We start from the raw sequence: 21,372 nt of genomic DNA, 5'->3' as shown, positions 1-21,372 counted from the left end.
GGCGGTCCGCGTGACCCGCCGGTTTGCTCACAGTCCGGCGAGGAACGCTTCCACCGCGCCGCGGTAGATTTCCGGCGCCTCGACGTGGGGCAGGTGCGCCGAGCCGGGGATGACGAGGTGTTTCGCGCCCGGCACCTGCGCGGCGACCTGCGCTTGCTGTCCGGCCGGCATGGCCGTGTGCTCGCCTTCGACGAGGAGCAGGGGACACCGGACCGAGTCCACAATGGACCAGTATTCGCGGCGGCCCCATTCGGCGGCGATCTCGTAGAGGTTCTCCAGGTTCGCGATCAGGTGGTAGCCGTCTTCGCGTTCCTCGACGCATTCGGTGAAGTAGTCGCCCGCGGAGCCGAAGAACTCGCGGACGTGGGCGAGTGATTCGAACGGCACCGGCCGGCTGTCGAAGTAGCCGCGCCAGGTCTCGACGGTGCGGCCGCGCTGGTCGGGCGCGAAGTCCTCGCTGACGACACCCCGGACGAGCTCGGGGTACTTCGCCGCCGTCGCCCAGGCGTGGAGGCCGCCCATGGAGTGGCCGATCAGCACGGACGGGCCGATCTCGCTCAGCACCTCGGCGATGTCCTCGGCGAACTGCTCGGTGGTCCACGGTCCGGTGTGCGGCGCGCGGCCGTGACCGCGGGCGTCGAGGGCGTGGACGGAGCCGTAGGGCTTGAGCCACTGGGCGACCGGCCACCACGTGCGGGCGCGGCCCATCAAGCCGTGCAGCAGGAGCACCGACACGCCCGTGGTGTCGTCGCTGCCGAAGTGGATCAGCCCAGGTCGCATGGAGTCTCCTGCCGTTTCGTCCGGTAGCCAATCACACCCGAACCGGCACAGTGTGCCGAAGCCACTCCTTTGAGGGTGGTGGCGGGGAGGAAGGTTGGAAATAGGGTGAAACGATGCGCAGCCACCGAACCGCCGCCTTCGCCCTCGCCGGTGTGCTCGCGCTGTCCGCGTGCAGTGCGGACAATCCGGACACCACGCCACTGCATCCGTCCGCGGGGGCGAGCGGCGCCGGCGACCCGTATTACCCCGAAGACGGCAACGGCGGTTACGACGCGCTCGACTACCACGTCGACGTCGGCTACGACCCCGCGAGCGGCCACCTCGACGGCGACACGACCGTGACCGCGAAGGCCACGCAGGACCTCAGCCGGTTCAACCTGGACCTGCGGGGACTCGACGTCGCGTCGGTCGAGGTCGACGGGAAACCGGCGACGTTCAGCCGGGAGAAGGACTTCGAGCTGGTGATCACGCCACCGCAGCCGTTGCGGGCGGGCTCGACTTATCGCACGCGGGTGCGGTACTCCGGCGACCCGTCGAACACCGAGCACGACGGCGGCAGCGAGACCGGCTGGAGCCGCTCGGCCGACGGCGGCGCGTTCATGGTCGGCGAGCCGCATTCGGCGGCGTTCTGGTACCCGGTGAACGAAACCCCACGTGACAAGGCGACGTTCAGCGTGACCGCGCACGTGCCGGACGGCTGGACGGTGATTTCCAACGGCCGTGAGCAGGGCAGTTCTTCGGCCGGCGGCAAGACCACCACGACGTGGACCGAGCCGAACCCGGTCGCCGGCTACCTCACGACGATCGCGATCGACAAGTTCACGGTGAAGCGCTCTTCGCTGCCCGACGGCACGCCCGTGGTGTCGGCGTACGCGCCGGGCGCCGAGTCGCTCGAGGCCAGTGGCGACCGGCTACCGGACATCCTGGGGTTCCTGAGCAGCAAGTTCGGCCCGTACCCGCAGAGCGCCGCCGGCGGCATCTACCTCGCGGAGGACATCCACTTCTCGCTGGAGACGCAGACGCGCCCGACCTACGCGAAGTGGGCCGACGTCCTCACCCTCGTCCACGAGAACGCCCACCAGTGGTTCGGCGACTCCGTGTCGCTCGACTCGTGGTCGGACGTCTGCCTCAACGAGTGCTTCGCGTCGTACGCCCAGTGGCTCTGGTCCGAACGCGAGGGCCAAAACCTCGACGACCGCTACCGCGCGGCCCTCGAGATCACCCACGCCAGCACGGACTTCTGGAACCGCAAGCTCGTCGACCCGGGCCCCGGCCACGAGTTCGAAGCCGTGTACGACAAGGGCATCCTCGCCCTGCACGCCCTGCGCCGCCGCATGGGCGACGGCCCGTTCTCCACCCTGCTGCGCGACTGGCCCGCCGAGCACCGCCACGCCAACGCCACGTGGGCCGACTTCACGAAACTCGTGAACCGCCTGGCGGGCCAGGACCTCAGCCCCTTCCTGGACGACTGGTTCCGCACGGCGAAACTCCCGTCGGACGAGGACCTCTACCCGGGCACACTCCACCCCTGAGCTGGTCTTTTGCCTCGCGCCGACCGCGACCGCTAGCCCTGCCGCCCCTGAGCCGAGGCGCCCAGCAGCGACCGGGTCAGCGCGTTACGCGCGTCCGTCATCTCCGCCAGCGCGCCGCCCAGTTCGGCGTCGCCGACGACGGCCTCGGCGTCGGGGTTGGCGGTGAGGCTGCGCAGCGTCGCGCGGCGGAGGAGTTCCTTCACGAAGGACGCGGTGACGCCGTCGGTCGCCTCGACGATCGGGGCGAGGTCGGCCGTCACCTTGAGGCCGCGTGAGTACAGCTCGAGCAGTGCGGCGCGGCCGGCGGCGTCGGGCAGCGGGATTTCGACGGCGAGGTCCACGCGGCCCGGCCGGTCGGCCAGCGCCTTCTCCAGGTCACCCGCGCGGTTGGTGGTGAGGAGGAAGGTGACGTCGGCGTCTCCGCCGACGCCGTCCATGGCGTCGAGCAGGCTGAACAGCAGCGGTGTGCCGCCGCGGGAGTGGTCGCGGTCCTCGGCGATGAGGTCGACGTCCTCCAGCACGACGACGCTGGGCTGCAGCCGGCGCGCGAGCGTCGCGGCCTTCGAGACGAAGCGCATCGCCGAGCCGGTGAGGATGACGACCGTGCTGCCGGGCAGCCGTCCCATCAGGTAGCGGACGGTGTGCGTCTTCCCCGTGCCCGGCGGGCCGTGCAGCAGCACGCCGCGCTTGAGGTGCTGGCCGGCTGCCAGCAGGCGTTCGCCGTGTTCCGCGATGCCGAGCGTGTGCCGCTCGACCGCGTCGAGCACGCCTTCGGGCAGCACCACCTCTTCCGGACCGATCGCAGGCCGGGGCAGGAAGGTGAGCAGCTCGTTGCCGCGGTGCTCGCTCACGCCGAACGCCAGCACGTGGCCGCGCAACACGTCGTGCTCCGCGATCAGCTGCTCGATGCTGTCGCGCGTGGCCGTCGCCGCGGCGCGCTCGCCGGCGATCACCTCCAGGCGGCAGTACATCTGCCCGTACTGCTGGTTGGTCCCCCGCACGCCGACGATCACCGGCGTCCCGTCGGGCGCGGCCGTCCCCACCAGCCCGAGCTGCACGACCTCCGCCGCCGCGTCGGGCCCGATCGTCGCGGTCGTGTAGTCGACGGCCCCCAGCTCGTACAACTGGTGGTTTCGCGCGGCGAACAGCATGCCCACCAGGTCCTCGTGGCCGCGCTGCCCGCCCGCGATCCCGAACCAGTCCGTCCGCACACCATGCTCGGCGAGGTACGCGTCGACACCCGCCTGGATGTTGGCGTGCTCCCAGTCCTCGTAGTTGCGTGTCACCACCAGCGCCTGCGTCAGCGCCACCCCGAGATGCCCGGTGACGCGGTCGATCAACTCGTTGGCCTGCCGCGAGCCGACCGCGTCGGCCGTGGCTTTGATGATGCGCTGCAGGTCGCGTGCGAGTGCTTCGTGATCTTCCCCCATGCACCCCAGAGTGGCATGAATCGCCCAGTCAGGCCACCGCCGTCAGGTACCGCGAGTAGTCCGGCAGATCGAAACCGTTCAGCACCGCGAGCATCGAGCCGAACAGCAGACGCTCCGGCAGATGCGGCAGAATACGCATGCCGAACTGCTGCAGGCGAACGCCAAGGGCACTCGAAGGCGATCCGGCGCGCGCGTTGGCGCGGCCCATCTTCTGGTTCGCCGACACCCACGGCCGGAGGCGGTCCTCATACGCAGCCCATGCCGCAGGGACATCCGGCGCGGCCGCGAGCTCACCGGCCAGGACGTAGGCGCCGACCAGGGCCAGGCTGGTGCCCTGGCCGGACGAGGGTGAGGCGCAGAAGGCGGCGTCACCGAGCAAGCCGAAGCGGCCGGCCGACCACGAGGGCAGGTGGACCTGGCTGACGGAGTCGAAGTAGAAGTCGGCAGCGTCGTCGAGCTGCGACACCAGTTCCGCGGTCTCCCAGCCCAAGCCCGACAGCCGGGAACGCACCAAAGACTTCTGCCAAGCGATGTCCCGGTAGTCGTGGTGCAGGTCGTCGGCATGGAACGAAGCGAAGGCCATGAAGGCCTGGTTCGAGTTGATCGTGCGGACGCCGATGCTGCGGCCCGGCGCGTTGTGCACCAGCGACCAGTTCTCCAGACCCAGGTGGTTGCGCGCGGTCCAAAACGCCAGGTAGCGACCCAGGTGCTGCAACGGCACGTCGCCGAACAGCAGAGAACGCACCCCTGAGTGCAGGCCGTCGGCGCCGATCACGGTGTCGAAGACCCGGGAAGAGCCGGATTCGAAAGTGACGTGGACGCCGTCGGGCTGCTCGTCCAGCAGGACAATCCGGTCGCCGTAGAGGTACTCGTTGTCCGTCGCCTCCCGAAGGAGGATTTCGATTTCCGCGATCGGGCCGTCGCCGCCGAACTGGTCGACGGTGAGGGTGGCCCGACGGCGGCCCGAGGCGTCGACAAGAGAAAGTCCGCCGGTGTCGGTGCAGGCGGCACGAATGTTCTCCAGCAGGCCCATTCGATCCGCGGCGACTTTCCCCACGCCGCGCAGGTCCACGGCCTGCCCACCCGGCCGCGGCGCGGGCGCGCGTTCGACCAGCGTCGCCTCGATGCCGTAGCGGTGCAGCCAGAACGCCAGCGCCGGGCCGGCGATGCTCGCCCCCGAGATCAGAACCCGCATGGTGTGCCCCCGTTCATGAGACCCTACCCAAACATGATAGCCACAACTATTTGACAGTTACTACCACTTTCGCCCGGGGAAGACGGAAGTAGGCTGGAGCCATGGCAGTGGTGAAGATCAACGCGATCGAGGTCCCCGAAGGCGCCGGCCCCGAGCTGGAGAAGCGGTTCGCCGCGCGGCTGCACGCCGTCGACAGCCAGGCCGGGTTCCTCGGCTTCGAGCTCCTCCGCCCGGTTTCCGGCGAGACGCGCTACTTCGTCTACACGAAGTGGGAGTCGGAGGAGCACTACCAGGCGTGGGCGGCCGGCCCCGCGCGCGAGGCCCACGCGGGCGAGCGCGCGAAGCCGGTGTCGTCGGGTGCGAGCCTGCTCGAGTTCGAGGTCGTCCAGGCTTCGAAGCCGGGTGAGTGACGACCTCGCCCGCGCGGCCGAACTGATCCACGGTGCCGGCGCGCTGCTCGTGTGCGCCGGCGCCGGGATGGGCGTCGATTCCGGCCTGCCCGATTTCCGCGGCAACGAAGGCTTTTGGCGCGCGTACCCGCCATACGCCGGTCTCGGTCTCAGCTTCGAGGAGCTGGCCGACCCGCGGCACTTCGCCGACGACCCCGAGCTGGCCTGGGGGTTCTACGGCCACCGGCTCGACCTCTACCGGAAGACCGTGCCGCACCGGGGTTTCGAGCTGCTGCGCGAATGGGGCGAACGGAAGCCCGGCGGGGTCCGCGTCTTCACGTCCAATGTGGACGGCCAGTTCCAGGTCGCGGGCTTCGGCCACGTCGCCGAGGCCCACGGGTCCATCCACCACCTGCAGTGCCTCGGCGGCTGCACGGACGACATCTGGCCGGCCACCGACGTCCACGTCGACCTGGACGAAACGACCATGCGCGCCCGCGCGCCCTTGCCGAGCTGCCCGCACTGCGGCGGCCTCGCCCGGCCCAACATCCTGATGTTCGGCGACTTCGAGTGGGTCCCGACTCGCAGCCAGGCCCAGCTCGACGAGCTCACCGCGTGGCGCCGCGGCCGGCGCGACCTCACCGTGGTCGAGCTCGGCGCGGGCCAGGCCGTGCCGACCGTCCGCCGCTACGCCGAGCTGGCCAGCGCCGCGACGGGCGCGCTCGTGCGCATCAACCCGCGCGAGCCGCAGATCCGCCACGGCCGCGGCGTGTCGATCGCGGCCGGCGCGCTGCAGTCGTTGCTCAAGCTCACCTGAGGTGCAGCAACGGGAACGGCCGGCCCTCGGAGTCCGTCGCCGAGCGGCCGGCGATCACGAACCCGTGGTGCAGGTAAAACCCGAGCGCCTGCGGGTTCTGCTCGTTGACGTCGAGCGTCAGCGACGGAAACATCGACAAAGCCGCCTGCAACAGCGCGGACCCGACCCCCGCGCCGCGGTGATCGGCGTGCACGAACAACATTTCCAAGCTCCCGGAAGCGATCCCGGAAAACCCCGCGACAACACCGTCCACAGTGGCCAGGGTCAGCTCCACCTGTGGGAAGTATCCCGGCACCCGCGAAGCGTAGAACGAGACGTCTTCGGCGGTCAGGAAATCATGCGTCGCCTCGACCGCACTGCGCCAGATCGCCAGCAGCTCCGGGTATTCGTCCGTGCCCGAGACCGGACGCAGCGAGATCGTCACGGCAACCGCACCTGGGCGTACACGGCGCGGTGGTCGGTTCCGGGCACGTCGAACACCCGGTAGTCCTCGACGGCCGCACGCTTGTCCACCAGCACGTGGTCCAGCGTAACGAGCGGCGTGGCATCAGCGGGCCACGTGGGCTGCAGGCCGTCGCCGCGTTCGTCGGCGGCGTCGTGGTAGCCGCGCGACAGCACGGTGGCCAAGGCCGCGTGGTCGAGGGTCGCGTTGAAGTCGCCGGCCAGGACGCGCAGCCCGTGCTCGCCGGCGGCGCGCGAAAGGTCCTTCGTCTCGCGTTCCCACTGGTCGACGCCCGTGTCCGGCGACTCCGGGTGCACCGCGACGAGCTCCACCACCGTGCCGCCGCCGAGGTCGGCTTCGGCGCTGGGCTGCTTCGCGGTGGAGTCGCCCGTGTAGTTCTCCTCGGTGAGCGGGTAGCGCGACACGATGCCCGAGCCGTCCGCGCCCGGCGCCGCGTGCAGCACCCGGTAGGGCAGCAGACCGAACAGCCCTGCCTTGTCCAAAGCGGACACTTCGGCCGCCGTCATCTCCACGAGGTTCAGCACGTCGACCCGGTTGTCGCGCACGAGCTTCACGATCGCGGCAGCGTCGGCGCGGCCGAGGTACAGGTTCGCCGACATCACGCGCAGCGATTTCCCTGCCACGGCCGGTTGCTCGTCGGCCATCACGCGCGGCGCCACGAACACGGCCAGCAGGATCGCCAGCGCCAGCGCGATTCCGCCGGTCCACCACCGGCGCAGCACCAGCGAAACACCGCCCAGCAGCGCTCCGTACACGACCGCGTACGGAGTGAGCGCGAGCAGCACGAGTGTGTACCAGCCGCCGTCGTACCCGACCGTGCGCAGCGCCGCGATCGCCAGCAGGGGCACGCCGAACAGCAGCAAAACGCCCGTGACCAGCCGGTTCCGTGGCCGCGCCCGCACCTGGTCGTTGATCACCATGGGCCGAGTATGCCGACTCCGGCCGGGCGAGCGCGCCCCGGACACCGCACCTCCACAACACCTCCGCAACTCCTGACAGCGGAGGACAGGTCCGCGACAGGCGCTGTCAGCGCGCTGTGCGCGCCCTGACAGGTCGGCCGTCCACTGTGTTGCTCAGAGGGCGACAGCAGGAGGAGGACCACATGTCGTTTGCGATCAAGGCCGAGGGCCTGGTCAAGCAGTTCGGGGAGACCAAGGCGCTGGACGGGGTGGACCTGGAGGTTCCGTTCGGCAAGGTGGTGGGGGTGCTCGGGCCCAACGGCGCGGGCAAGACCACGGCCGTGCGCATCCTGGCCACACTCATCAAGCCCGACGCCGGGCACGCCACGGTCGGGGGTTTCGACGTGGTGCAGGACCCGGTGCGGGTGCGCTCGCTGATCGGGCTCACGGGCCAGTACGCGTCCGTCGACGAAGACCTCAACGGCATCGAGAACCTGGTGCTGATCGGCCGGCTGCTCGACCTGTCGCGCGCCGACGCCAAGGCCCGGGCGAAGGAGCTGTTGGAGCGCTTCGAGCTGTCCGATGCCGCCAAGCGCCCGATCCGCACCTACTCCGGCGGCATGCGCCGGCGGATCGACCTCGCCGCGAGCCTCGTCGGGCGACCCGAGGTGCTCTACCTCGACGAGCCCACGACCGGGCTCGACCCGCACGCCCGCAACGAGGTGTGGGCCGTGGTCCGCGGCCTCGTCGCCGACGGCGCGACGGTGCTGCTCACCACGCAGTACCTCGAGGAAGCCGACCAGCTGGCCGACAAGATCACCGTGTTCGACCACGGCCACGTGGTCGCCGACGGCCGCGCCGACGAGCTCAAGCGCCGCGTCGGCGGCCAGACACTTCAGGTGCGCCCGACGTCGCTGGCCGACCTCGACGCCGTCGCCCGCATCCTGGGCGAGCTCACCGGCGTCCGGCCGACCCGAGACAACGACACGGGCCTGCTCACCGCGCCGGTTTCCGACCCGGTGCTGCTGTCCACGCTCGTGCGCAAGCTCGACGAGGCCGGCATCACCTCCGACGAGCTCGCGCTGCGGCTGCCGAGCCTCGACGAGGTGTTCCTGGCCCTGACCGGCCACTCCGCCGAACCGACCACTGCCGACACCCAGCTCGAAGGGAGCCTCGCGTGACCACGCTCGCGCTCGATCCACCCCGTCGCATCAGCCCGGTGAAAGGCACGCAGCACGCGCTTTCCCTGGCCTGGCGCGGAATCCTGAAGATCCGCAAGAACCCGGAGCAGCTGGCCGATGTGACGCTGATGCCGATCATCTTCCTGCTGATGTTCACCTACCTGTTCGGCAACGCGCTGGGCGGGTCCATTTCGAACTATCTGCAGAGCCTGGTGCCCGGCCTGGTCGTGATGAACATTCTGCAAGCCAGCTTGACCGTGGGCGTGCAGCTGAACACCGACGTCACCAAGGGCGTGTTCGACCGGTTCCGCAGCATGCCGATCGCGCGCTCGGCGCCGTTGGTCGGCGCGGTGCTGGCGGACCTCGTGCGCTACGTCGTGTGCCTGGCCGTGCTGATGATCGTCGCGATGGTGATGGGCTACCGCATCGAGACGGGGCCGATGCAGTTCCTGGCCGCGATCCTGCTGGTGCTGGCGTTCGGGCTGTGCTTCTGCTGGGGCTCGGTGTTCGTCGGGATGCTGATGAAGTCGCCGGGTGCCGCGCAGGGCCTGATGTTCGTGTTCATCATGCCGCTCACCTTCGGCAGCAACGTGTTCGTCTCCACCGCCACGATGCCGGGGTGGCTGCGGGCGTGGGCGGACATCAGCCCGGTGAGCCTGATGGCCAACGCGTTGCGGGGCTTGATGAACGGCGGCGCGGTCGCCGGACCGCTCGGCGGGGCGCTGGCGTGGATGGTCGGGGCCGTGGTGGTGTTCTTCCCGCTCGCGACCTGGGCCTACCGCCGCCGTGTCTGAGCGACTGTCGCACTAGGACCACAACAGAAAATGGGGGCGCTCGGTCCCCTTCACCGCGGGGGTGGTGGAGGGGACCGAGCTCGTCAGGTCCCGATTTCCTCTTCCAGCCAGGCGATACCGGCGTCGCGGTCCAGCGCGCGCATCTCGGCGACGAGCTGCGCGTACCGGTCCGCGCCCAGCTTGTCCTCCAGCCCGGCGATCAACCCAAGCACCTCCGGGCTGCCGAGGTCGAACTCGCCCCGGATCAACGCGCTCAGCGCCAGCATGCGCGCCGCCGTCTCGAACCGGCCCTGCGCGAAGCGGATCTCCGCGACGACCTCCACGATCCGCGCCAGGTCGGGCATGTCGCGGCGGTTGGTCACGGAGCGGATGGCGGCCGCGGCGTGCGGCAAGGCGTCGTCCGGCTTCCCCTCCGTCAACGCGATCCTGGCGTGGACCATGCCGAACCACTCGTCCTCGAAGTTGCCCGGGTAGGGCCAGTCGTCGCGGCTGTTCGAGATGGCCTTGCCGACGGTGCGCGCCTCGTCGAGCCGGCCCTCGCGGATGAGTAGTTCGAGGCGGCCGAACGACAGGATCATGGTCAGCTCCCGGTTCGCGCTGCCCGCGTAGCGTTCGGCCGCCGCCAGCTCACGCCAGGCGCCTTCGTGGTCACCACCGCGCGAACGCTCCACGGCCAGGCGCCACCACTGCTGGATCACGTCGTCCTGCGAACGCAGCTCCATCGCCAGCCGCAGGCCCTCGGTGTACGCCGCGATCGCCCCGGCGTGGTCGCCGCGCTGCGACAGGCTCGTGGCGCGGAAGCTCAACGTCATCGCCAGGCCCCAGCGGTCGCCGATCTCCAGGAACCCGGCGTGAGCCTCCTCGCGGGCGCGCGCGGAACCCTCCAGATCACCCTCGTCGGCGAGCAGGAAGCTTTCGGCCCAGCGCGCCGCGGCCCGGCTCCACGGGTCGTCGCTGCGGGTGGAGCGCTCGATCTCGCGCCGGGCCAGCTCGCGGTGGCCGCTGAGGAACGCGACCATCGGCACGGCGAGCGCGAGCCACGGGTTGCCCGTTACCGCGTCCGTGCGCAGGCAGTCCTCGATCACCTCCTCGGCACTCGCGAGCGCCTGCGGGCCGGTCATCATGTGCATCATCAGCTGGCTCAGGCGCAGGCTGGCCGCGACGTCGGGCGCCAGGCGATCGCCGAAGGCGAGCACATCGACCACGAAGCGCTCGGCGCGCTCGCTCTGGCCGAGGATCGAGAGGTACCAGAACATGCCATACAGCAGCCGGCTCGCGGAATCGACGTCCTCGGAGTCGATGGCGCCGCGCAGCGCGGTGGTGAGGTTGTCGTTGTCGTGCTCGAAGATCGTGATCGCCGTGAGCTGGTCACGGGTGCGCAGCCGCGGCTCGGTGCGTTCGACGAGGTCGACGAAGTAGCGCACCATGGCCGCGCGCAGCCGCTCGGTCTCCCCCGACGCGGTGAGCCGCTCGGTGGCGTACACCCGCAGCGTCTCCAGCATGCGGTACCGCCCGCCGACCGTGTCCACAATGGATTTCTCGACGAGGGAACCCAGCACGTACACCACGTCTTCGGCGGGCAGGAGCTCACCGTCGGCGCAGACGGCGGTCACGGCGTCCTCGTCGAACGTCGCCGCGAACACGGCCAGCCGCCGCGCCAGGGCGAGCTCCGCGTCGGTGAGCAGGTCCCAGCTCCACTCCACGACGGCGCGCAGCGTGCGTTGCCGCGGCAGGGCCGTGCGGCTGCCGGAGGTGAGCAGGCGGAAGCGGTCGTCGAGGCGTTCGGCGATGCCCGTGACGGACATCGAACGCAGGCGCGCCGCCGCCAGCTCCAGCGCGAGCGGCATGCCGTCGAGGCGGCGGCAGATCTGCGTCACGGCGTCCACTGTGGACTCGTCGAGCGTGAAGTCCGGCCGCACGGCGATGGCGCGGTCGAGGAACAGTCGCGCGGAGTCGAGCGCACCCACTTCGCCCGGCGGCGTCGACTCGGCCGGCACGGGCAGCGGGCCGAGCGGGCACAGCGCCTCGCCGGTGATGGCGAGCGGTTCACGGCTGGTGGCCAGGATGCGCAGCGCCGGGACGCGGCGCAGCAGGTCGTCGGCCAGCTGCGCGGCGACCTCGACCACGTGTTCGCAGTTGTCCAGCACCAGCAGTGTTTCGCTGCCGCTCAGCGCCTCGACGGCGTGCTCGAACAGGTCGATCGGCTTGCGCAGCACCTCGGTCTCAGTGGCGCGCACGTCGCGGATCCCCAACGCGGTGAGCAGCGCGCCGAGCACGTCGTCGGCGTCGCGGACGCCGGCGAGCGGCGCGAACCACACGCGCCCGGGCCCGTGCGCCGGGTGGCGCGCCGCGGCCTCGGTCGCCAGGCGTGTCTTGCCCGCACCGCCGGGGCCGACGAGCGTGACGAGCCGAGAGCCGTCGAGCAGCTCCGACAGCTGCTTCAGCTCGTCACCGCGGCCGACGAAGCTCGTGAGGCGCACCGGCAGCCGGTCGGTGACCGTCGCGGCGGGCGCGAGCTCGCCGCGCAGCGCCTGCAGGTGGATCTCCTGCAGCTCGGCCGACGGGTCCACGCCCAGCTCGTCGGCCAGTGTCGCGCGGATCGTGCTGTACGCGGCGAGCGCGTCGGCTTGGCGCCCGGCCGAGCACAGCGCGCGGATGCGCAGGCCGGCGAGCCGCTCGCGCAACGGGTGGGCCTCGGCGGCCGCGGTGAGATCGGCGAGTACGTCGGCGTGGCGGCCCCGCCGCAGCTCGGCGTCGAAGCGATCCTCGGCGGCTTCCGTGCGCAGCTCCTCCAGCCGGGTCGCGGGCGCGGCGGCGAACGGCGCGTCGAGCACGTCCGCCAGCGCGGCGCCGTGCCAGAGGTCCAGAGCAGTGCGCAGCAGCTCGGCCGCGCGCGACTCGCGGCCCGCCGAAAGCTCACGGCGGCCCTCGGCCGCGAGCCGCTCGAACCGGTGCGCGTCGACGGTGTCCGCGGCCAGCGCGAGCCGGTAGCCGCCGGCGCCGGACTCCAGCTCGGCCCCGGCCGGCCGCAACGCGCGGCGCAGGCGCGAGACCAGCGACTGCAGCGCGTTGGCCGCGTCGGCGGGCGGCTCGGTGCCCCACAGGCCGTCGATGAGCACTTCGGCCGGCACCGCGCGGCCGGCGTCGAGCGCGAGCCGGGCCAAGAGCATGCGAAGGCGCGCACCGCCGATGTCCACCGGGGTGCCGTCGTCGCAGGCCGCCCGCAGCGGACCCAGGAGCGCCACGCGCATGGCACCAGCTTTCCAGACGGATGCTGAGGACGGGTCCGAACGGCCGCCGGGGAACCGACGGAAGTGTGGACTTTCAGGACAAAACACCACGATCAGGCGTCAACAGCCCTTCGCGGCGATACGTTGCAAACGGTTTCCCGAGCAGCAGACAGGAGCGTTCATGAGACTGCAGCACCGCTGGCGTCGCCCGGCAGTGACGGTCGTCGCCACGCTGGCCGCGCTGAGCCTGGGCGGCGGCATCGCCTCCGCAGGGCAGGACGGGTACGGCTGGGGCACCCCGGGTGCCGACGGAGCGGGCGACAGCTACTACCCGCAGGACGGCAACGGCGGCTACGACGTAGCCGACTACGACCTCGCCGTGACCTACGCGCCGGACAGCCACCAGCTCACCGGCGTGCAGACGATCAGCGCACGCGCCACGCAGACGTTGAGCTCGTTCAACCTCGACCTCAGCGGCCTCACCGTCGACTCGGTGAAGGTCAACGGCCTCAAGGCCAAGTTCACCCGCAGCGGCGACCACGAGCTGACCATCACGCCGTTGCTGCCGCTGTTGCACGGCCTGCCGTTCCGCACCGTGATCACCTACCACGGCGTGCCCGCCCCGATCAGCGACCCGCTGCTGGGCAACAACGGCTGGCAGTACGCCAAGGACGGCGGCGCGTTCGCCGCGGGCGAGCCGAAGTCGGCCAGCACGTGGTACCCGGTGAACGACACCCCGCTCGACAAGGCGACGTTCCACCTGGCCATCACCGTCCCCGACGAGTGGGGCGTGATCGCCAACGGCCGTGAGCGGGGCACGCACAAGACCTCGAAGGGCACCACGCACGTGTGGGCCGAGACCACGCCCGCCGTGCCGTACATGACCACGGTCGCCATCGACAAGTGGACGTTCGACAAGCGCAAGCGCAAGGACGGCACGCCGATCGTCAGCGCGTTCGCGCCCGGCACGCCCGATTCGACCAAGCAGGCCGACGCGCGGCTGCCGGAGGTCCTCGACTTCCTGGAGTCGAAGTTCGGCCAGTACCCCGTGGACGCCGCGGGCGGCATCTACCTGGCCGAGCCCATCGGCTTCTCGCTCGAAACGATGAGCCGGCCGATCTACTCCGGCCGCGCGGGCAACGTCGACACGATCGTCCACGAGAACGCCCACCAGTGGTACGGCGACACCGTGGCCGTGGACCACTGGAAGGACGTCTGCCTCAACGAGTGCTTCGCCTCCTACGCCACCTGGCTCTGGGACGAGGCCAAGAACGGCGTGAACCTCGACGACCAGTACCGCCAGCAGGTGGCGACCGCGTCCGACCGGTTCTGGAACGGCAAGCTCTACGACATGGGCCCGGGCAACGAGTTCACCTACGTGTACTCCAAGGGCCCGGTCGCGCTGCACGCCCTGAGCAAGTACATGGGCGAGGCCGCGTTCGACAAGGTGCTCAAGACGTGGAACTCCTTGCACCGCAACGGGAACGCGAACATGCAGGAGTTCCAGAAGTACTGCGAATCCGTGTCTCACAAGGATCTGCAGGGCTTCTTCGACGCCTGGATCTACGGCTCGGGCAAGCCGGCCGACAAGTATCTCTACCCGGGCGACCTGAACACAGTGTGATCTGCGGCGGCTCCGCCGCCGCGTGCGAGATCGCCTTTAAGCCGGCTCCTTCCCACCCGACATGATCGGCCCCGGGGGCCGACCACATCGGGTGGGAAGAAACCGGCGCGATCTCGCTTCGTGGTTAAGGTTCGTGGTTGTCTGGTCGTATGACTGTGTTGCTCACGGGGTTCGCGCCGTTCGGCGGCTCGGCGACGAACCCTTCCTGGCAGGCGGCGCGGCTGGTGGCTTCGCGGCGCGACGACGTGGTCGCGGTGGAGTTGCCGGTGGAGTTCGGCGCGTCGCTGACGGCCTTGCGGGCGGCGATCGAGCAGCACCAGCCGAATCTCGTGGTGTGTGTGGGAGAAGCGGGTGGGCGCGGCGCGGTCACGCCGGAGCGGTTGGCGATCAACCTGATCGACGCGCGGATTCCGGACAACGCCGGTGACCAGCCCGTCGACGTGCCGGTGACTGCGGGCGGCCCGGCGGCTTACTTCACCACCTTGCCGGTCAAGGCGGCCGTGGCGGCGATCCAGGCCGAGGGTGTGCCCGCGGCGGTGTCGCACACGGCGGGAACCTATGTGTGCAACCAGGTCTTCTACGGCCTGATGCACCTGCTCGCCAACGAGTTCCCTGCGCTGCGAGGTGGGTTCGTGCATGTGCCGTCGGCTCCGGAGCAGGGCGAGGCGGGGCCATCGCTCGACGCGCGACAGTCGGCAACCGCGCTGGACGCCGTGATCACGGCCGCGCTGACCACCGCGGATGACCTCGACGTCAGCGCTGGAACGTTGAACTGAGGCTCGGGAACGGCGCTTCGCGGTCCTCACGCAGGCGGTTGTAGAACTCAGTGAACTCCACGGCTGTCTTCGCGTGCCGCGCGACCACCGACGCCACGGGTTCCGGCAGCGGCAGCTCACCGGCGGCCGCGCGGCGGACCGCGGCCAGCCGTTCGGCGCGGTCCCAGGTGCCGTGGACCTCCGTGACCAGCCACTGCGTCAGGTGCATGGCCAGGTACGCCTCGTCGTGCTCGACGTTGAGCTCGGCGAACGCGCGCTCCTCGGCGCTGAGGTCGAACCGCGTGGCGAACGCGAGCCCGAAGTCGGTGAGGTAGATCCGCGAGCCGTCGGTGAGGTAGTTGCCGAAGTGCGTGTCGAAGTGCAGAACGCCTTGCTCACGAAGGAAAGCGGCCGTCTCGAACAGCTGCTGCTCGACGTGGTCCGCCTCGTCGAGGTGCTCCTTGAGCCACAGGTGCAGCGTCGTCGGGAAGTACTCGCAGAACAGCACCAAGCTCGTGTCGGCGGCCTCCAGGTCCTCCAGCCGTCGGCGCACGGGCGCGGAGCCGCCCCAGTACTCGACGTCCTCTTCGAGCGGCTGGTCCGGCACCCGGCCGGCGCGTACTGGAAGCACCCGCCAGTGGTGCAGCAGCGGGAAGTGCTCGCACTCGCCGCCGAGCACCCAGCCGTTGGCCATGGTGTGCAGCGCCAGCTCGCGCCACGCCGAGCCCTCGGGTGAGCCACTGACGCCGTAGTGGCAGAACGTCGGCAGGTCGTAGAGGTTGGCCGTGTCGTGCGGGTGCTCGCGTTCGAGCGCGGTCAACGGCATGCACTTCGCGAACACGGGTGTGCCGTCGACGTCGAGCCGCACGCCGGTGCCGCCGATGCCTCGGGACACGACTTCGGCCGTTTCGAGGCGTTCGACGAGCTGGCGGTCGCTCAGCAGCGACAGCGCCGTGGCCGCTTGAAGGTGCTTGGTGAGCCGGGAATCCCCCATGGCTTCGACGATACGGAGAAGGGCGGCTCCCCGTGGGGAACCGCCCTTCTCAGGTACTGCGCTTTCTCAAATACTGCGGGTGATCAGTCGTTCTCGGTGTCGTGCTCCGAGGCGCCGATGGTCACCGGCGGCGCGTCCGGAACCGAAGACGGGCGCTTCTCACCGCGGAAGGTGAAGTGCGCTTCGTCGTCGCGGTCCTCGGGGTTGCCGCTCCAGCCCTCGACGTCGACCAGGATGATCTGACCCGGCTCGACCTCGCCGAACAGGATCTTCTCCGACAGCTGGTCCTCGATCTCGCGCTGGATCGTGCGACGCAACGGCCGGGCGCCGAGCACGGGGTCGAAGCCACGCTTGGCCAGCAGAGCCTTGGCCTTCTCCGTGAGCTCCAGCTCCATGTCCTTGGCCTTGAGCTGCGTTTCCACGCGGCCGATCATCAGGTCGACCATCATGATGATCTGGTCCTGCGTGAGCTGGTGGAAGACGATGATGTCGTCGATCCGGTTCAGGAACTCGGGCCGGAAATGCTTCTTCATCTCCTCGTTGACCTTCTGCTTCATCTTCTCGTAGCGGTTGGTGACGTCCGCTCCGGAGGAGAAGCCGAGGCTCACGGACTTGGAGATGTCCGAGGTGCCCAGGTTCGAGGTGAAGATCAGGACCGTGTTCTTGAAGTCGACCGTGCGACCCTGGCCGTCGGTGAGGCGGCCGTCTTCGAGCACCTGCAGGAGCGTGTTGTAGATCTCCTGGTGCGCCTTCTCGATCTCGTCGAAGAGCACCACCGAGAACGGCTTGCGCCGCACCTTCTCGGTCAGCTGCCCGCCCTCTTCGTAGCCGACGTAGCCCGGAGGGGCACCGAAGAGCCGCGAAGCGGTGTAGCGGTCGTGGAACTCACCCATGTCGATCTGGATGAGCGCGTCGTCCTCGCCGAACAGGAAGGCCGCCAGCGCCTTGGACAGCTCGGTCTTACCGACACCGGACGGGCCGGCGAAGATGAACGAGCCCGACGGGCGCTTCGGGTCCTTCAGACCCGCACGCGTACGGCGGATCGCCTGGGAGACGGCCTTGACCGCGTCCTCCTGGCCGATGATGCGCTTGTGGAGCTCTTCCTCCATGCGCAGCAGCCGGGTGGTCTCCTCCTCGGTGAGCTTGAACACCGGGATGCCGGTCCAGTTGGCCAGCACCTCCGCGATCTGCTCGTCGTCCACCTCGGCGACGACGTCGAGGTCGCCGTCCTTCCACTGCTTCTCGCGCTCGCCCTTCTGGCCGAGGAGGGTCTTCTCCTCGTCACGCAGGCGCGCGGCCCGCTCGAAGTCCTGCGCGTCGATCGCGGACTCCTTGTCGCGGCGGACGTCGGCGATCTTCTCGTCGAACTCGCGCAGGTCCGGCGGCGCGGTCATGCGGCGGATGCGCATGCGGGCGCCGGCCTCGTCGATGAGGTCGATGGCCTTGTCCGGCAGGAACCGGTCGTTGATGTAGCGGTCGGCCAGTGTGGCGGCCGCGACCAGCGCCGAGTCGGTGATCGAGACGCGGTGGTGCGCCTCGTACCGGTCGCGCAGGCCCTTGAGGATCTCGATGGTGTGCTCGAGCGACGGCTCGCCGACCTGGATCGGCTGGAAGCGGCGCTCCAGCGCGGCGTCCTTCTCGATGTACTTGCGGTACTCCTCGAGCGTGGTCGCACCGATCGTCTGCAGCTCACCGCGGGCCAGCATCGGCTTCAGGATCGAAGCCGCGTCGATGGCGCCCTCGGCGGCACCCGCGCCGACGAGCGTGTGGAGCTCGTCGATGAACAGGATGATGTCGCCGCGGGTCTTGATCTCCTTGAGCACCTTCTTCAGGCGCTCTTCGAAGTCACCGCGGTAGCGGGAGCCGGCGACCAGAGAGCCCAGGTCCAGCGTGTAGAGCTGCTTGTCCTTGAGCGTCTCGGGCACCTCGCCCTTGACGATGCTCTGGGCCAGGCCCTCGACGACGGCCGTCTTGCCGACGCCCGGCTCGCCGATGAGCACCGGGTTGTTCTTGGTGCGGCGGGACAGCACCTGCATGACCCGCTCGATCTCCTTGCCGCGCCCGATGACCGGGTCGAGCTTGCCCTCGCGGGCGAGCACGGTCATGTTGCGGCCGAACTGGTCGAGCACCAGCGACGACGACGGGGTGCCCTCGCCGCGGCCCGAGCCGCTCTCGGTGGACTTCTCGCCGGTCTGGTAGCCCGACAGAAGCTGCAGCACCTGCTGGCGCACCCGGTTGAGGTCCGCGCCGAGCTTGACGAGCACCTGTGCGGCGACGCCCTCACCCTCGCGGATCAGACCGAGCAGGATGTGCTCGGTACCGATGTAGTTGTGGCCGAGCTGCAGCGCTTCGCGCAGCGACAGCTCAAGCACCTTCTTGGCCCGCGGCGTGAACGGGATGTGCCCGCTCGGCGCCTGCTGGCCCTGGCCGATGATCTCTTCGACCTGCTGGCGCACTCCCTCGAGGGCAATGCCCAGCGACTCGAGCGCCTTGGCGGCGACACCCTCACCCTCGTGGATCAGACCCAGGAGGATGTGCTCGGTGCCGATGTAGTTGTGGTTGAGCATCCGGGCCTCTTCTTGGGCCAGGACGACCACCCGCCTCGCGCGGTCGGTGAACCTCTCAAACATGCGCACTCCCTCGACTGCTGCGTCGGCGGCCCGTTGCCGGCGCGGATTCACACCCGCGTCGGACAGCACCGTGAGACCACTGTAGTAGCCAAGCGGTCGCGCTTGCGTACCACTACGGCTTGCGGTGGCCTTTCAACACCCGGCCGGCGACCTGTCCGGTCACCCTCCAATATCCGGTTGCCCTGCACTTTTACTTCCTGTCGAACGTACGGCCCCGCGTTCGGATTCCGCGCGCACCCCCCTGTCCGCTCAGCGCGAACACATCCGGGAGCTGCCCGTTTCCACCAGGTGGGCACCCGATTGGCGCAACCGCGAAATCTCTGTAAGGTTAGGCACGCCTAATCAGTTCGGCCGGTGAGGAGGGCCGCGGTGAACCAGCAGCGGTCTTCCCGCGACGTCGGTGACGTCGGCGACGGCCTCGCCAGTTCGCTCCTGCGGGTCGGGGGGCTACAGGAGCGCGGTGAGCTGCGGCGAGACGTCCCGACCGGGTGGTTCCACTGCGCCGAGCTGCTCGAACACCCCGAGCTTTTCACCGAATGGCGTGAACGGCTGGAAAAGTGGCTTCTCCACAACCACGGCGCCGCGCCCGAGCGCACGGCCGCGAGTTACGTCATGTCGTGGTACCTGCATGTGCCCGCGTACGTCGGCGCGCTGCTGCTGCACCACGAACGCCGCGTGCCGTCGCTCAAACCAGAGCAGCTCGCCTTCGGCCTCGGCGACGACCGTCCGCACCCCGAGGGCATGGCCGTGCTGGGCGACAGCTTCTACTGCCTGCCCACCGACCCCGGCTCCGCTCGCGCGGAAGCCACGGTCGTGGCCGACGAACGCGCGCTGGCCGGCGTGCTGCGCGCCCAGTTCGTGGCGCACGCCACACGCTTCGTGCGCGCGTACGCGCCGAGCAGCCGGCTGGGTCGCCGCATGTTGTGGGCCGCGGCCACCGACGCGCTGGACAACTCACTGTGGTGGGCCGGCCGTCAGGGCGGGACGCCGGACGCGGAAGGCGCCGGTGTCGCCGACGCCGCGTTGGTGCTGGACGACCGGTACCGCCCGCTGACCTCCGCCTCGACCCTGCGCATGGCCGTGGACGCCGAAGGGCACCGCGCCTGGGAACGGCGGCGGGAGAGCTGCTGCTTCTCCTACCTGCTGCCGGGCGAGGCCGAGTGCGAGGAATGCCCGCGCGTCTGCTCGCGATAAGCGCAGGTCACGCGCGCCAGGCCGGGTTGCGGCCCGACGCGCCCAGCGCGCGGTTCAGCGCCGGAGCGTCCGACGGAACCGGTACCTCGGGGCCGTAGACGCCCATCGCCCGCGCCTGCTCGCCCATGGCGACGGCGGACGCGCGCACGGCTTCCGCGGCCTCGTCGCTACAGGTCAGCAGCGTGCCCGCCGCGCGGGCGAGGTCCCAGCCGTGGATCACGAACTCGCCGAGCACCATGTCGCCGACGACGGCCGCGGGCATCGTGGCCGAGCCGAGCGTCGCCAGGCTTTCCACGCGGCTGCGGGCGCGAAGGCGTCGACGAGGTCTTCGGTCTGCTTCCCCAGCGTTGCGAGCCAGTCTTCGCCGAAGAGGGCGGCGTCGGCTTCGGTGCCGGTCGCCGTGTACGTCTCGCGCCGGCCGGCGGCCACGAGCCAGGGGCCCCAGTAGAGCAAGTGGTTGAGCAGGCCGCGCACGTCGTAGCCGGCGCACGGGGTGGGCGCCGTGAACGGTTTCGCGGCGGCTGCCACACGCAGGAACTCGGCCGCGGCCGGGCGCAGCAGGGCTGAGTGGTCGGTCATGCGTGAAGCCAAGCACCGCGGGTGACGGCCGTCTTGAACGAACGCGACGCACTAGCGTGAAGCGCATGCGCTCGATCCCGCGCGGCATCGTCGACGAGCACGTGGCCCGCACGAAGTTCACGCTCGCCCGCTACGCGCCGGCGCCCGCGCTCAACGAGTTCGTCGACTACCACTGGGTGCTGCACTGGGACCTCGACGGCTTCCACGATCAGCACGTGCTGCCCAACATCGCGGTTCACGTGACCTTCTTCCCCGGCGCGTGCGGCGTCTACGGCCCAGGCCACACCCTGTTCACGCACCGGCTCGAGGGCCGCGCACACGGCCTCGGTGTGCGATTCCGGCCGGGGTGCTTCCGCCCGTTCCTCGGCGCGCCGGTGCGAACGCTCGCGGACCGATCCGTGGCACTCGAAGCGGTGTTCGGCCGGGAAGGGACCGCGGCCGCCGAATCGGTGCGAAATGCGAGCGGCGATCAGGAAATGATCGCTGCAGTCGACAACTTGCTGATCGCAAAGCACTCGGCTCTTCCGCCCGCCGCGCCGACGGTCGCCGCGGCGGTGGAAACAATCGCGGGGGATCCGGAAATCACACGCGTCGATCAACTCGCCACGAGCGCCGGCTTGTCCGCACGTGCACTTCAGCGGCTCTTCGCGGAACACGTCGGCTGCACGCCCAAGTGGGCGATCCGGATATACCGCCTGAACGACGCCGCGCGCAACCTCGCCGACGCCGGAAGTCCCGATTTCGCGGACCTCGCAGCCCGGCTCGGCTATAGCGATCAATCTCACTTCACCCGCGATTTTCGTGCGGTCACCGGATCCTCGCCCGGCGAGTTCGCCCGATCGGCTCGCCGAGCCGTACCGGCGCAGCACGAGCGTTCTTGAACACT

The 21,372-nt window shown here is 69.9% G+C and carries 19 protein-coding genes; 9 read left to right on the top strand and 10 right to left on the bottom strand.

Going from position 1 to position 21,372, the window contains the following annotated elements:
* Positions 1–27: 27 nt before the first annotated feature.
* The gene (locus AB0M56_RS03635; protein ID WP_364170661.1) at positions 28–780 is read right to left on the bottom strand and encodes an alpha/beta hydrolase; all 753 of its coding nucleotides are present in this window, start codon (positions 778–780) and stop codon (positions 28–30) included.
* 113 nt (positions 781–893) lie between these two features.
* Between AB0M56_RS03635 and AB0M56_RS03630 the strand changes: the two genes are divergently transcribed.
* Positions 894–2,312, top strand: coding sequence for a M1 family metallopeptidase (locus AB0M56_RS03630; RefSeq protein WP_364170659.1), 1,419 nt, complete (start codon positions 894–896; stop codon positions 2,310–2,312).
* Positions 2,313–2,344: 32 nt separating this feature from the next.
* On the opposite strand, the gene AB0M56_RS03625 is transcribed toward AB0M56_RS03630, so the two are convergent.
* Positions 2,345–3,742, bottom strand: coding sequence for an ATP-binding protein (locus AB0M56_RS03625; protein WP_364170657.1), 1,398 nt, complete (start codon positions 3,740–3,742; stop codon positions 2,345–2,347).
* A 28-nt stretch (positions 3,743–3,770) separates the two neighbouring features.
* Entirely contained in the window at positions 3,771–4,937 is a 1,167-nt protein-coding gene (locus tag AB0M56_RS03620; protein WP_364170655.1) for an FAD-dependent monooxygenase, read from the bottom strand.
* Between the two features lie 101 nt (positions 4,938–5,038).
* Here AB0M56_RS03620 and AB0M56_RS03615 point away from each other — a divergent pair, with 101 nt between their 5' ends.
* Both AB0M56_RS03615 and AB0M56_RS03610 read left to right on the top strand, forming a co-directional pair.
* Entirely contained in the window at positions 5,039–5,347 is a 309-nt protein-coding gene (locus AB0M56_RS03615; protein WP_220244783.1) for an antibiotic biosynthesis monooxygenase, read from the top strand.
* The gene (locus AB0M56_RS03610) at positions 5,340–6,143 is read left to right on the top strand and encodes a Sir2 family NAD-dependent protein deacetylase (protein ID WP_364170653.1); all 804 of its coding nucleotides are present in this window, start codon (positions 5,340–5,342) and stop codon (positions 6,141–6,143) included. The genes AB0M56_RS03615 and AB0M56_RS03610 overlap by 8 nt, the downstream gene beginning before the upstream one ends.
* Here the strand turns inward: AB0M56_RS03610 and AB0M56_RS03605 are convergent.
* Together AB0M56_RS03605 and AB0M56_RS03600 are read right to left on the bottom strand one after the other, a co-directional pair.
* Positions 6,136–6,567, bottom strand: coding sequence for an acetyltransferase (locus AB0M56_RS03605; RefSeq protein ID WP_364170651.1), 432 nt, complete (start codon positions 6,565–6,567; stop codon positions 6,136–6,138). The genes AB0M56_RS03610 and AB0M56_RS03605 overlap by 8 nt on opposite strands.
* On the bottom strand, positions 6,564–7,526 hold the full coding sequence (locus AB0M56_RS03600; RefSeq protein WP_364170649.1) for an endonuclease/exonuclease/phosphatase family protein: 963 nt from the start codon (positions 7,524–7,526) through the stop codon (positions 6,564–6,566). Before AB0M56_RS03600 ends, AB0M56_RS03605 begins: the two co-directional genes overlap by 4 nt.
* A gap of 182 nt (positions 7,527–7,708) precedes the next feature.
* Here AB0M56_RS03600 and AB0M56_RS03595 point away from each other — a divergent pair, with 182 nt between their 5' ends.
* Together AB0M56_RS03595 and AB0M56_RS03590 are read left to right on the top strand one after the other, a co-directional pair.
* Positions 7,709–8,686: an ATP-binding cassette domain-containing protein gene (locus AB0M56_RS03595; protein ID WP_364170647.1), complete on the top strand. Its 978-nt coding sequence runs from the start codon at positions 7,709–7,711 to the stop codon at positions 8,684–8,686.
* Positions 8,683–9,480, top strand: coding sequence for an ABC transporter permease (locus tag AB0M56_RS03590; RefSeq protein ID WP_364170645.1), 798 nt, complete (start codon positions 8,683–8,685; stop codon positions 9,478–9,480). The genes AB0M56_RS03595 and AB0M56_RS03590 overlap by 4 nt, the downstream gene beginning before the upstream one ends.
* Positions 9,481–9,563: 83 nt before the next feature.
* On the opposite strand, the gene AB0M56_RS03585 is transcribed toward AB0M56_RS03590, so the two are convergent.
* Entirely contained in the window at positions 9,564–12,731 is a 3,168-nt protein-coding gene (locus tag AB0M56_RS03585) for a BTAD domain-containing putative transcriptional regulator (RefSeq protein WP_364170643.1), read from the bottom strand.
* A 160-nt stretch (positions 12,732–12,891) separates the two neighbouring features.
* On the opposite strand from AB0M56_RS03585, the gene AB0M56_RS03580 reads away from it, so the two are divergent.
* Positions 12,892–14,334, top strand: coding sequence for a M1 family metallopeptidase (locus AB0M56_RS03580; RefSeq protein ID WP_364170641.1), 1,443 nt, complete (start codon positions 12,892–12,894; stop codon positions 14,332–14,334).
* A 149-nt stretch (positions 14,335–14,483) separates the two neighbouring features.
* Positions 14,484–15,110 (top strand): pyroglutamyl-peptidase I, encoded by a 627-nt coding sequence (gene pcp, locus AB0M56_RS03575; protein ID WP_364170639.1) that lies wholly within the window; start codon positions 14,484–14,486, stop codon positions 15,108–15,110.
* Here the strand turns inward: pcp and AB0M56_RS03570 are convergent.
* Positions 15,088–16,083 carry a serine/threonine-protein kinase gene (locus AB0M56_RS03570; RefSeq protein WP_364170637.1) on the bottom strand — a complete coding sequence of 332 codons (996 nt, stop codon included), beginning with the start codon at positions 16,081–16,083 and terminating at the stop codon, positions 15,088–15,090. The genes pcp and AB0M56_RS03570 overlap by 23 nt on opposite strands.
* A gap of 83 nt (positions 16,084–16,166) precedes the next feature.
* Positions 16,167–18,713, bottom strand: coding sequence for an ATP-dependent Clp protease ATP-binding subunit (locus tag AB0M56_RS03565; RefSeq protein WP_364170635.1), 2,547 nt, complete (start codon positions 18,711–18,713; stop codon positions 16,167–16,169).
* A 369-nt stretch (positions 18,714–19,082) separates the two neighbouring features.
* Between AB0M56_RS03565 and AB0M56_RS03560 the strand changes: the two genes are divergently transcribed.
* Positions 19,083–19,907: a (2Fe-2S)-binding protein gene (locus AB0M56_RS03560; protein ID WP_364170634.1), complete on the top strand. Its 825-nt coding sequence runs from the start codon at positions 19,083–19,085 to the stop codon at positions 19,905–19,907.
* Between the two features lie 7 nt (positions 19,908–19,914).
* Here the strand turns inward: AB0M56_RS03560 and AB0M56_RS03555 are convergent, their stop codons facing one another.
* Both AB0M56_RS03555 and AB0M56_RS03550 read right to left on the bottom strand, forming a co-directional pair.
* On the bottom strand, positions 19,915–20,169 hold the full coding sequence (locus tag AB0M56_RS03555) for a hypothetical protein (RefSeq protein ID WP_364170632.1): 255 nt from the start codon (positions 20,167–20,169) through the stop codon (positions 19,915–19,917).
* The gene (locus AB0M56_RS03550) at positions 20,124–20,486 is read right to left on the bottom strand and encodes a maleylpyruvate isomerase N-terminal domain-containing protein (protein WP_364170630.1); all 363 of its coding nucleotides are present in this window, start codon (positions 20,484–20,486) and stop codon (positions 20,124–20,126) included. The genes AB0M56_RS03555 and AB0M56_RS03550 overlap by 46 nt, the downstream gene beginning before the upstream one ends.
* A 176-nt stretch (positions 20,487–20,662) precedes the next feature.
* On the opposite strand from AB0M56_RS03550, the gene AB0M56_RS03545 reads away from it, so the two are divergent.
* Positions 20,663–21,367, top strand: coding sequence for a helix-turn-helix domain-containing protein (locus AB0M56_RS03545; protein ID WP_364170628.1), 705 nt, complete (start codon positions 20,663–20,665; stop codon positions 21,365–21,367).
* The last annotated feature ends 5 nt before the right edge of the window (positions 21,368–21,372 follow it).

This window comes from Amycolatopsis sp. NPDC051372, from assembly GCF_040682095.1.
GTDB lineage: Bacteria > Actinomycetota > Actinomycetes > Mycobacteriales > Pseudonocardiaceae > Amycolatopsis.
The sequence above is the reverse complement of the archived record's forward strand: the minus strand, read 5'-3'. Positions and strand labels throughout refer to the sequence as shown.